Raw genomic sequence first — 11739 nt, 5'->3', positions numbered from 1 at the left:
CTGGAGATCCACATGGCCATCCTACGCACCTCCCGTTCCCGAATCGCGACAGCGGCGATCGTGACGCTCGCCGTCGTCGGCCTCGGAACATTCGGCGCGATGCGCGTGAACGCAAACGCGCCCGAGAAAGCAGCCGCACCGCTGCCCGAAGTCGACGTCGCGACCGTCGTGCCGCAGACCGTGACCGACTGGCAGAGTTATTCGGGCCGCCTCGAAGCGGTCGAGAAAGTCGACGTGCGCCCGCAGGTGTCGGGCACGATCGTCGCGGTGAACTTCAAGGACGGCGCGCTCGTGAAGAAGGGCGACGTGCTGTTCGTGATCGATCCGCGCCCGTACCAGGCCGAAACCGACCGTGCGGCCGCGCAGCTCGCGGCCGCGCAGGCGCGCAACGGCTACGCGCAGACCGACTGGCAGCGCGCGCAGCGGCTGATCGGCGACAACGCGATCGCGAAGCGCGACTACGACGAGAAGCAGAATGCGGCCCGCGAGGCGACGGCGAACCTGAAAGCCGCCGAAGCCGCGCTGGAAACGGCGCGCATCAACCTCGGCTATACGCGCATCACCGCGCCCGTGTCGGGCCGCGTGTCGCGTGCGGAAATCACGCTCGGCAACGTCGTGTCGGCCGGCGCATCGGCCGCGCCGCTGACGACGCTGGTGTCGGTGTCGCCGATCTACGCATCGTTCGACGCGGACGAGCAGACCTACCTGCAATACATCAACGGCGCGCGCAACGGCCGCAAGGTGCCGGTCGAGCTCGGCCTCGCGAACGAAACCGGCTACTCGCGCAGCGGCGAGATCGATTCGGTCGACAACCGGCTCGACACGTCGTCCGGCACGATCCGCGTGCGCGCGCGCTTCGACAACGCCGACGGCGCGCTCGTCCCGGGCCTCTACGCGCGCGTGAAGGTGGGCGGCAGCGCGCCGCACGAGGCACTGCTCGTCGACGACGCGGCGATCAACACCGACCAGGACAAGAAGTTCGTGTTCGTCGTCGACCAGCAAGGCCGCGTGTCGTACCGCGAAGTGCAGCAGGGGATGCAGCACGGCAACCGGCGCGTGATCGTGAGCGGGCTCTCCGCCGGCGATCGCGTGATCGTGAACGGTACGCAGCGCGTGCGCCCCGGCGAACAGGTGAAGCCGCACATGGTCCCGATGACGGGCGGTGACGCGCCGTCCGCGCCTTTGGCGGGCAACGCGAAGCCGGCCGCCCCGGCGAAGGCGGATTCGTAAGCGGCTCGCCGCTTCGTATCCGCGTTCAACCAGACAGAGCCACACATGAACATTTCAAAATTCTTTATCGACCGGCCGATCTTTGCAGGAGTCCTATCGGTGATCATCCTGCTCGGCGGGGTGATCGCGATGTTCCTGCTGCCGATCTCCGAGTATCCGGAAGTCGTGCCGCCTTCCGTGATCGTGAAGGCGCAGTACCCGGGTGCGAACCCGAAAGTGATCGCCGAGACGGTCGCGTCGCCGCTCGAGGAGCAGATCAACGGCGTCGAGGACATGCTGTACATGCAGTCGCAGGCGAACAGCGACGGCAACATGACGATCACCGTCACGTTCAAGCTCGGCACCGATCCGGACAAGGCCACGCAGCTCGTGCAGAACCGCGTGAACCAGGCGCTGCCGCGCCTGCCGGAAGACGTGCAGCGGCTCGGCATCACGACGGTGAAGAGCTCGCCGACGCTGACGATGGTGGTCCACCTGATCTCGCCGGACAACCGCTACGACATGACCTACCTGCGCAACTACGCGCTGATCAACGTGAAGGATCGCCTGTCGCGGATCCAGGGCGTCGGCCAGGTGCAGCTGTGGGGTTCGGGCGACTACGCGATGCGCGTGTGGCTCGATCCGCAGAAGGTCGCGCAGCGCGGGCTGTCGGCCGAGGACGTCGTGCAGGCGATCCGCGAACAGAACGTGCAGGTCGCGGCCGGCGTGATCGGCGCATCGCCGTCGCTGCCGGGCACCCCGCTGCAGCTGTCGGTGAACGCGCGCGGCCGCTTGCAAACGGAAGACGAGTTCGGCGACATCGTCGTGAAGACGACGCCGGACGGCGGCGTCACGCACCTGCGCGATATCGCGCGGATCCAGCTCGACGCGTCCGAATACGGGCTGCGCTCGCTGCTCGACAACAAGCCGGCCGTCGCGATGGCGATCAACCAGTCGCCGGGCGCAAACTCGCTGCAGATCTCGGACGAAGTGCGCAAGACGATGGCTGAGCTGAAGCAGGACATGCCCGCTGGCGTCGACTACAAGATCGTCTATGACCCGACGCAGTTCGTGCGTTCGTCGATCAAGGCCGTCGTGCACACGCTGCTCGAAGCGATCGCGCTGGTCGTGATCGTCGTGATCGTGTTCCTGCAGACCTGGCGCGCGTCGCTGATTCCGCTGATCGCGGTGCCGGTGTCGATCATCGGCACGTTCTCGCTGCTGCTCGCGTTCGGGTATTCGATCAACGCGTTGTCATTGTTCGGGATGGTGCTCGCGATCGGGATCGTGGTCGACGATGCGATCGTGGTGGTCGAGAACGTCGAGCGGAACATCGAGAGCGGGATGAACGCACGGGCGGCGACCTACAAGGCGATGCAGGAAGTGAGCGGGCCGATCATCGCGATCGCGCTGACGCTCGTCGCCGTGTTCGTGCCGCTCGCGTTCATGTCGGGCCTGACCGGCCAGTTCTACAAGCAGTTCGCGATGACCATCGCGATCTCGACGGTGATCTCGGCGTTCAACTCGCTGACGTTGTCGCCGGCGCTGTCCGCGATCCTGCTGAAGGGCCATGGCGACAAGGAAGACTGGCTCACGCGCGTGATGAACCGCGTGCTCGGCGGCTTCTTCCGCGGCTTCAACAAGGTGTTCCATCGCGGCGCGGAGAACTACGGCCGCGGCGTGCGCGGCGTGCTGTCGCGCAAGACGCTGATGCTCGGCGTGTACCTCGTGCTGGTGGGCGCGACCGTGCTCGTGTCGAAGGTCGTGCCGGGTGGCTTCGTGCCCGCGCAGGACAAGGAATACCTGATCGCGTTCGCGCAGCTGCCGAACGGTGCATCGCTCGACCGCACCGAGAAGGTGATTCGCGACATGGGCTCGATCGCGCTGAAGCAGCCGGGCGTCGAGAGCGCGGTGGCGTTCCCGGGGCTGTCGGTGAACGGCTTCACGAACAGCTCGAGTGCGGGCATCGTGTTCGTCACGCTGAAGCCCTTCTCGGAGCGGCACGGCAAGGCGCTGTCGGCCGGCGCGATCGCGGGTGCGCTGAACCAGAAGTACGGCGCGATGAAGGACTCGTTCGTCGCGGTGTTCCCGCCGCCGCCGGTGCTGGGCCTCGGTACGCTGGGCGGGTTCAAGATGCAGGTGGAAGACCGCGGCGCGGTCGGCTATGCGCGGCTCGCGGATGCGACCAACGACTTCATCAAGCGCGCGCAGCAGGCGCCTGAGCTTGGCCCGTTGTTCACGAGCTACCAGATCAACGTGCCGCAGCTCAACGTCGATCTCGATCGCGTGAAGGCGAAGCAGCTCGGCGTGCCGGTGACCGACGTGTTCAACACGATGCAGGTGTATCTCGGCTCGCTGTACGTGAACGACTTCAACCGCTTCGGCCGTGTGTACCAGGTGCGCGTGCAGGCCGATGCACCGTTCCGCCAGCGCGCGGACGACATCCTGCAGTTGAAGACCCGCAACGACCGTGGCGAGATGGTGCCCCTGTCGTCGCTGGTGACGGTGACGCCCACGTTCGGCCCTGAAATGGTCGTGCGCTACAACGGCTACACGGCGGCCGACATCAACGGCGGCCCGGCGCCGGGCTTCTCGTCGGGCCAGGCGCAGGCCGCGATCGAGCGCATCGCGCATGAAACGCTGCCGCGCGGCGTGCGGTTCGAATGGACCGACCTCACGTACCAGCAGATTCTTGCGGGCGATTCGGCGATGTACGTGTTCCCGATCAGCGTGCTGCTCGTGTTCCTCGTGCTCGCGGCGCTGTATGAAAGCCTGACGCTGCCGCTCGCGGTGATCCTGATCGTGCCGATGAGCATTCTGTCGGCGCTCACGGGCGTGTGGCTCACGCAGGGCGACAACAACATCTTCACGCAGATCGGCTTGATGGTGCTGGTGGGGCTGTCGGCGAAGAACGCGATCCTGATCGTCGAGTTCGCACGCGAACTGGAGCATGACGGCAGGACGCCGCTCGAGGCCGCGATCGAGGCGAGCCGGCTGCGGCTGCGCCCGATCCTGATGACGTCGATCGCCTTCATCATGGGTGTGGTGCCGCTCGTCACGTCGACGGGTGCCGGTTCGGAAATGCGCCATGCGATGGGGGTCGCGGTGTTCTTCGGGATGCTCGGCGTGACGCTGTTCGGGCTGATGCTGACGCCGGTGTTCTACGTCGTGCTGCGCACGCTCGCGGGCGGCAAGATTCACGTCGCCGGGAAGGACTCGGCCGGCTACGGTGTGCCGTCCCAGCGCGTACCGGCTGCGGGCGTGCCGGCTTCGGATGCTTGAGGACAGGAAGATGAATAACTTGCACAACACGAACGGCCTGATGCGCTTCGCGAAGGTGGCGGCCGCGAGCACCCTGCTCGCGACGCTGCTCGCCGCGTGCGCGGTGGGGCCTGACTACAAGCGCCCGGATGTGTCGACGCCGACGGCGTTCAAGGAAGCGCCGACGCTCGCCGCCGGCGAGCAGGCCGGCACGTGGAAGACGGCCGAGCCGGCGGACGACGCGCATCGCGGCGAATGGTGGAAGGTGTTCGGCGACCCGGTGCTCGATTCGCTCGAGACGCAGGCGCTCGCCGCGAACCAGAACCTGAAGGCCGCGGCCGCGCGGGTCGAGGAAGCGCGGGCGGCTACCCGGACCGCGCGCTCGCAGTGGTTCCCGCAGATCGGCGCCGGTTTCGGGCCGACGCGCGAGGGGCTGTCGTCGGCGTCGCAGTTCCAGCCGCAGGGCACGGGCCCGACCAATGCGACGCTGTGGCGTGCGCAGGGTACGGTGTCGTATGAAGCCGACCTGTTCGGCCGCGTCGGCCGCAACGTCGAGGCATCGCGTGCCGACCAGGCGCAGAGCGAGGCGCTGTTCCGTTCGGTGCAGCTCGCGCTGCAGGCGGACGTCGCGCAGAACTACTTCGAGCTGCGTCAGCTCGATTCCGACCAGGACCTGTACCGCCGCACGGTGGAGCTGCGCGAGCAGGCACTGAAGCTCGTGCAGCGCCGCTTCAACGAAGGCGACATCAGCGAGCTCGACGTGTCGCGCGCGAAGAACGAGCTGGCGACCGCGCAGGCCGATGCAGTTGGCGTCGCGCGCCGGCGCGCGGCGTCCGAGCATGCGCTCGCGATCCTGCTCGGCAAGGCGCCTGCGGATTTCGCGTTCAAGGAAACGCCGATCGTGCCGGTCGCGGTGAAGGTGCCGCCGGGCCTGCCGTCCGCGCTGCTCGAACGGCGCCCGGACGTGTCGGCGGCCGAGCGCGCGATGGCGGCCGCGAACGCGCGGATCGGCCTCGCGAAGTCGGCGTACTTCCCGAAGCTCGATATCACGGGTGCGTTCGGGTATGAAGCGTCGACGCTCGGCAACCTGTTCCTGTGGTCGAGCCGCACGTTCCTGCTCGGCCCGTTCGCCGGCACCGCGCTGACGCTGCCGCTGTTCGACGGTGGGCGTCGTGCGGCGGGCGTGCAGCAGGCGCGCGCGCAGTACGACGAGCAGGTCGCGAACTACCGGCAGCAGGTGCTCGTCGCGTTCCGCGAGGTCGAGGACAATCTCGCCGACCTGCGCCTGCTCGACGACCAGATCCGCGCGCAGGATGCGGCCGTCAACGCGTCGCGGCGCGCGGCGACGCTGTCGCGCACGCAGTACCAGGAAGGCGAGGTCGCGTATCTCGACGTGATCGACAGCGAGCGCTCGGTGCTGCAGTCGCAGTTGCAGTCGAACCAGTTGACCGGCGCGCAGGCCGTGTCGACCGTGAACCTGATCCGCGCGCTGGGCGGCGGATGGGGGGCGGCGCCGGCGGCGGCCGCGGTCGGCGATGCGACGACGGGCAAGGCGGAGGTCGCTGCGCGTTGACGATTCGACGCGCATGACGGCCCGTGTCGGGCCGCCGCTGCCAGCGCGGCCTGAACAACCCCGATCCGTGGCGACGCGGATCGGGTTTTTTTTATCGTTCCGGACGTCGCTTCGGACCGGTCGCGCCCACGGTCATGCCGATATCGCTCATGGGGCTGCGCTGACGCGGCCTGTCGTGATCGCGCATCCATGAGACGAATTCGCTAAATATCAAGACGGAATAGCGCAAAAGATATCGACGCGCTGCGCATACTAGCGACTCTGTCACGACCGCCGCTCAAGGACATCATGTCGAACCGGAACACCTGTCGCATTCACCGAATGATTCGCGCCATGACTTGTTTCGTGCGTGTCGGGGATGCGGTTGCCGCGCCTGGCGCGCAAGCCGAGTCGATCGTTTTTTCCGGGAGAACACGATGATGACCGCCGTACCCACCTCCACCGCCCTGGATTCGGGCAGTACGCTCGCCCATTTGCCCATCGCCCTGTTCGGTTCGGTGATGGGGCTGACCGGACTGGCCGTCGCCTGGCGGCTCGCACAGGTTCATTTCGGCGCGCCATCGTGGGTGGCACAGGTGGTCGGCGCGATCGCGCTGGCTGTATTCGTGGTGCTCGCCGCCGCCTATCTTGCGAAGCTGGCGATTCATCCCGACCGGGTGCGCGCGGAATTCGCGCATCCGATCGCAGGCAACATGTTCGGCGCGCCGATGATCAGTCTTCTGTTGATCCCGCTGTTGCTGGTGGACCAGCATCTGCTGCTGGCGCGTGTTCTCTGGTGTATCGGTGTCGCGGGCATGACGCTGCTCGCGTGGTGGATGGTCATGCGCTGGATCAGCGTACGACAGCAGCCCGAACATGCAACGCCGGCCTGGATCGTTCCCGTCGTCGGCATGCTCGATATTCCGCTGGCTGCACCCGCGCTGGGCTGGGCGCACGGCATGCACGGATTGATGGCATTCGGGACAGCGGTCGGCCTGTTTTTCGCGGTGCCGTTGTTCACGATGATCGTGTCGCGCCTGATGTTCGCCGAACCCTTTCCCGATGCGATGCGGCCATCGCTTCTGATCCTGTGCGCGCCATTCGCGGTCGGATTTTCGGCCTACGTGGCCACCACGGGCGTGATCGACGATTTCGCCACGGGCCTCTACATGGTGATGCTTTTCGTGCTGGCCGTGCTCGTCACACGCCTGTGGCATCTGGGCCGTTGCTGCCCGTTTCGCGTGTCGTGGTGGGCCGTCAGTTTTCCGCTGGCGGCGTCTGCCGTGGCGGCGCTGAAATATGCGGGCTTCGCGCAACACCCGTCGGCGGATGCCATTGCTGCCGTGCTGCTCGGATTGGCCAGTCTCGTGATTGCGGCCTTGTTCCTGCGCACCGCCTGGGGCATTGCGCGTGGAGAGTTGCGGACACTCAGCACGTGAATGTATCGGTGGGGGAGGCGGGCAAGGGGGCATTGCAATGCCCCTTTGATGGAGGGATGTCGCACATCGCCATGTTGCAACTAATGGTCAATCCGTGCCGGCACCTTCCAGCGGTGCGGACGCCGTCCGCGCCGGTCAGGCACTGCCGCCCGCAGGACCCGGGACGGAACGGGGCCTTTGACTGCGGTGCCGGATACGCGGGTGTGACACGTGTCCGTCCGTCTGGACATGCACGCGTCACGCGCCCGCGAACGCGTCGCCCATCGGCCTCGTTCGGATGCCGCGCGCGAGCCGCGTCCACGGCAGGTCGGCCGGGTCGGCTTGCATCGGTCCCGGCGCCTTCGCGATCAGGATGGCGTGCGCGATGCCCTGGAAGTCGGCGCGGAAATGCACCGAACTCTTGTTGACGAGGATTTTCATCGCTTCCGGATCGATGCCGCCCACGCGGTACAGATTGCGATCGAGCATCTGCGCCTTGCCGCCACTGACGACGATCCGCACGCCGTCGATCTTCAGGCAGGCGACCGGCCCGACGTCGGCCAGCATGCCGTTCATCATCGGCCCGTCGTAGCGGCACACGCCGTCCGATACCGCGACGACCTCGAAGTGTCCGCGAAGCGGCTCGTCGCCGGGTACGCCGGAGCCGCCGAGCGACAGTTCGATGCGCGCACCGACACCGGCCCGCGCCGCCGCCGCCGCTGCGGCCGGATCCCATAGCAGGCCGAGCGCTGCGTCTTGCGCGCCGTTGCGCAGCAACGCGCGCAGCAGGCCGGTCGTATTGGAATCGCCACCCGCCCCCGGGTTGTCCTGCGTGTCGGCGATCACGACGGGCCGGCTCGCGCCTTCCGCGAGCCGCATGGCTTCGCGCACCGCGTCGTCGGGCGACAGGAACGGGACTTGCCACTGCGCTTCGTCGGCCAGCATCTTGTCGTACAGCGCCTGCACGGCCGCGTCGACTGCGCCGGCGTCGCCATAGCCCCAGACCACCGGCCCGCACTCGGGGAAATCCGCTGCCGGAAAACCCGGCGCGAACGACAGCGATGCGACGCCGTCCGTCTCCAGCGCCGCGAGGCACGCGTACATCTCGCGCGCGGGATCGAGCAGCGTGCACATTCCGTTGATCGGGATCAGGAACGGCAGCCGCCGTGCGGCGCGACGTAACGGGTCGCCGCCCGCGAGGAGGCGTTCGAGCAGCACGGCCGTGCGCTCGCCGGTCTCGGCCATGTCCACGTGCGGGTACGTCCGAAAGGCGACCAGCGCGTCGGCGCAGCTCAACATCCGTTCGGTGACGTTCGCGTGCAGGTCGAGCGACGCGACCACCGGCACGGCCGGGCCGACCGCGTGGCGTACGCGTTCGAGCAGGGTTCCTTCGCCGTCGTCGGTATGCTCGGCGACCATCGCGCCGTGCAGGTCGAGATACACCGCATCGAAGCCGCCGCGCCGCGCCGCGTCGACAATCTCGCCGGCGATCCGTTCGAACGCATCCTCGGTGACATGCGCCGACGGGCTCGCGCCTGCCCAGATCACTGGCTGCAACGCCCAGCCGTGCCGTGCCGCTGCATTGATGAAGCCCCCTGCCGGAATGTTGACGTCGCGCAGCGCAAGCACGTCCGCGCCGCGCGCCATGGCGGGAAAGCCTTCGCCGCGTTCGAAGTTCGCATAGGCGGCCTTGGTCGGCGCGAAGGTGTTGGTTTCATGCTGGAAACCGGCAATCAGGATGCGTGTGGTCATGAGTCTGATTCCTGGAAAACGGTCGGTGCAGGCGGCGCGCGGCTATCGGCAGGAGCCGGCCGTACGGCGCCGTATGGGGTAACTGGGGCGATGCGCCGTATCAGCGCGTCGCGACCGGCAGGCGGTTCATGATCAGCGTCGCGGCGCCTGCGACCATCAGTGCGACGATCACCAGCAACCCGGCCTGCATGCTGCCGGTCGCGGTGCGGATCTCGCCGATGACGGTCGGGCTGAGGAAGCCGCCGATCAGGCCGATCGTGTTGATGAGCGCGATGCCGCCGGCGGCCGCGTTACCCGTCAGGTATTGCGACGGGATCGCCCAGAACACGGTGTAGGCCGCCCACGTCAGCGCCGTCGCGATCGTCATGCAGACGAGCGATATCGCGAGGTTGCCGTCGGAGAAGGTCGCGGCGGCCAGCGCGGCCGCGCCGATCAGCGCCGACACCGCGCTGTGCAGCCGGCGTTCGCCGAGTCGATCCGAGCGACGGCCGATCGCGAGCATCGCGCCTGCGGCGGCGATATACGGAATCATCGAGTAGAAGCCGATCTGCATCGTGTCGGTCACGCCGTTCGCCTTGAGGATCGACGGCAGCCAGAAGCTGACCGCGTAGATCCCGCAGATCATCGTGAAGTAGGCGAAGGCCAGCAGGTAGACGCGCGGGTCGCGCGCCGCCTGCCCGAACGCCTGGTGGCCGGACGACGGCGGGTGCAGTTCGGACGCGAGCAGGCTTTTTTCGTCGTCGGTCAGCCACGCGGCATCGGCGGGCCGGTCGGCCAGCACCTTGAGGACGAACAGGCCGAGCAACGCGCACGGCAGGCCTTCGACGACGAACATCCACTGCCAGCCGGCCAGCCCGTGCGTGCCGTCGAGGGCGGTCATCAGCCAGGTCGACAGCGGCGAGCCGACGATGCCGCCGATCGGCCCGGCCAGCATCACGACGGCCATCACGCCGGCCATGCGCCGCGGGCCGTACCAATAGGTCAGGTAGAAGATCATGCCCGGCGCGAAGCCGGCTTCGAACACGCCGAGCAGGAAGCGCAGCACGTAGAACGACGTGGTGTCGTGCACGAACATCATCGCGGCGGATGTCAGCCCCCACAGCACCATGATCCGGCTGATGGTCTTGCGCGCGCCGATCCGGGGCAGCATCAGGTTGCTCGGAATCTCGAACAGCACGTAGCCGAGGAAGAAAATGCCCGCGCCGAGGCCGTAGGCCGCGTCGGAGAAGCCGAGCGCGCTTTGCATGTGGAGCTTCGCGAAGCCGATGTTGACGCGATCCAGATACGCGAACGTATAGCAGAGCAACAGCAGCGGCAGCAGGCGCCAGTTCAGTTTGCGGTACAGCGCCTGCACCGGCGCGCTGTCGTGCGCAACCGTATGGCGGGAGGACGGGACGGCGGACATGTCTTTCTCCGGTGGCGTGAGCGTGTTGCGGGATGGGTTCCGATTGCCGCATCGTCGGAGCGCCGAAAAAGCACAGCAATAGCAACTTAAGTGATCTAATGTTGCTCACCGGGCAACGATCGCCCCATCGCCACGCACACGTCACGCTGACCGGACACGCCATGCGCGAACTCAACCAGCGCCGCCTGCGCTACTTCCATGAGGTGCTGACCCACGGCTCCATCCGCGGCGCGGCCGACAGCATCAACACCGCGCCGTCCGTGATCACACGGCAGATCCGTCTGCTCGAGGAGGAGATCGGCGTCGAGCTGTTCGAGCGGCAGGCGCGCGGCGTGCAGCCGACCGAGGCAGCCGCGCATCTGCTCGAGTACTGGCGCGGGTGCCGCTCGCAGCAGGAATTGTTCGAGGAGCGCCTGCAGGCACTGCGGCGGCTGCAATCCGGCCACGTGCGCATCGTCACCAGCGAGGGTTATGTCGACGTGCTGATGGACGAGGTGCTCACCGATTTCTGCATGCGTTATCCGAAGCTCGACGTGATCGTCGACGTCCTGCCGGTCAACAACGTGCTGCAGGAAGTGGCGGAGAGCCGCGCGCACATCGGGCTTGCGTACAACCCGCCGGCCCATGCGGAGATCGAATATCTCGCCACGTCGTCGCAGCCGGTGGTGGCGCTCGTTCATGCCGGCCATCCGCTCGCGGTGCGGGGCGGCGCGGTGCGCGCGCACGAACTCGGCGAATATCCGCTCGCGCTGATGCCGCCGGCGTTCGGCCTCGGTCAGGTCGCGCAGATGCTCGCCTACACGGAGAACCTGCCGATCCGGCCGACGCTGACGACCAATTCCCTCGCGGTGTTGCGCCATTTCGTGAAGCGCCACGACGGGATCACGCTGATCGGCGCGTTTGCGGCCTATCGCGAACTGGAGAGCGGCGAACTCGTCGCGCTGCCGATCGCGCATCCGTTGTTCGATTCCGCGAAAGCGCGGCTGCTCGTGAAGGTGGGGCGGCCGCTTGGCGTCGCGGCCGATACGTTGCTGAACTGCCTGCTGCGCGACATGACGATGTTCGCGGGGGCGGCGACGCGTCGCAGTGCGACCGGGAAACCGCCTCGCGCGACGAAGGCGAAGCGCAGGCGATAGCGTGCC

7 protein-coding genes are annotated in these 11739 nt (G+C 67.3%); 5 read left to right on the top strand and 2 right to left on the bottom strand.

Annotated features, from left to right (window positions below; translation table 11 throughout):
* The first annotated feature begins 12 nt into the window (after positions 1 to 12).
* The 4 genes from ceoA to LXE91_RS23840 all read left to right on the top strand — a co-directional run bounded on the left by ceoA (position 13) and on the right by LXE91_RS23840 (position 7461).
* Positions 13 to 1230 (top strand): multidrug efflux RND transporter periplasmic adaptor subunit CeoA, encoded by a 1218-nt coding sequence (gene ceoA, locus LXE91_RS23855; protein WP_039367880.1) that lies wholly within the window; start codon positions 13 to 15, stop codon positions 1228 to 1230.
* A gap of 45 nt (positions 1231 to 1275) precedes the next feature.
* Entirely contained in the window at positions 1276 to 4491 is a 3216-nt protein-coding gene (gene ceoB / locus LXE91_RS23850) for a multidrug efflux RND transporter permease subunit CeoB (protein ID WP_039367878.1), read from the top strand.
* Positions 4492 to 4501: 10 nt separating this feature from the next.
* A complete protein-coding gene (gene opcM, locus LXE91_RS23845) occupies positions 4502 to 6043 on the top strand; it encodes a multidrug efflux transporter outer membrane subunit OpcM (RefSeq protein WP_039367876.1) in 1542 nt (513 codons plus the stop codon).
* 416 nt (positions 6044 to 6459) lie between these two features.
* A complete protein-coding gene (locus LXE91_RS23840) occupies positions 6460 to 7461 on the top strand; it encodes an SLAC1 anion channel family protein (RefSeq protein WP_039367874.1) in 1002 nt (333 codons plus the stop codon).
* A 237-nt stretch (positions 7462 to 7698) separates the two neighbouring features.
* On the opposite strand, the gene LXE91_RS23835 is transcribed toward LXE91_RS23840, so the two are convergent.
* Together LXE91_RS23835 and LXE91_RS23830 are read right to left on the bottom strand one after the other, a co-directional pair.
* Complete coding sequence (locus LXE91_RS23835) at positions 7699 to 9192, bottom strand: M81 family metallopeptidase (RefSeq protein ID WP_039367871.1); 1494 nt, start codon at positions 9190 to 9192, stop codon at positions 7699 to 7701.
* Positions 9193 to 9292: 100 nt separating this feature from the next.
* Positions 9293 to 10597 carry an MFS transporter gene (locus LXE91_RS23830; RefSeq protein WP_039367869.1) on the bottom strand — a complete coding sequence of 435 codons (1305 nt, stop codon included), beginning with the start codon at positions 10595 to 10597 and terminating at the stop codon, positions 9293 to 9295.
* A 161-nt stretch (positions 10598 to 10758) separates the two neighbouring features.
* On the opposite strand from LXE91_RS23830, the gene LXE91_RS23825 reads away from it, so the two are divergent.
* Entirely contained in the window at positions 10759 to 11733 is a 975-nt protein-coding gene (locus tag LXE91_RS23825; RefSeq protein ID WP_039367868.1) for a LysR family transcriptional regulator, read from the top strand.
* Positions 11734 to 11739 lie beyond the last annotated feature (6 nt).

The organism is Burkholderia contaminans (assembly GCF_029633825.1).
Taxonomy (GTDB): domain Bacteria; phylum Pseudomonadota; class Gammaproteobacteria; order Burkholderiales; family Burkholderiaceae; genus Burkholderia; species Burkholderia contaminans.
This window is presented reverse-complemented; position numbering and strand designations above follow the sequence as displayed.

What these genes read in the sequence shown, in the direction of transcription:
- LXE91_RS23840 (WP_039367874.1), top strand. Translation starts at nt 6,460, where the DNA reads ATGATGACCGCCGTACCCACCTCCACCGCCCTGGATTCGGGCAGTACG.
- opcM (WP_039367876.1), top strand. Translation starts at nt 4,502, where the DNA reads ATGAATAACTTGCACAACACGAACGGCCTGATGCGCTTCGCGAAGGTG.
- ceoB (WP_039367878.1), top strand. Translation starts at nt 1,276, where the DNA reads ATGAACATTTCAAAATTCTTTATCGACCGGCCGATCTTTGCAGGAGTC.
- LXE91_RS23830 (WP_039367869.1), bottom strand. Translation starts at nt 10,597, where the DNA reads ATGTCCGCCGTCCCGTCCTCCCGCCATACGGTTGCGCACGACAGCGCG.
- ceoA (WP_039367880.1), top strand. Translation starts at nt 13, where the DNA reads ATGGCCATCCTACGCACCTCCCGTTCCCGAATCGCGACAGCGGCGATC.
- LXE91_RS23825 (WP_039367868.1), top strand. Translation starts at nt 10,759, where the DNA reads ATGCGCGAACTCAACCAGCGCCGCCTGCGCTACTTCCATGAGGTGCTG.
- LXE91_RS23835 (WP_039367871.1), bottom strand. Translation starts at nt 9,192, where the DNA reads ATGACCACACGCATCCTGATTGCCGGTTTCCAGCATGAAACCAACACC.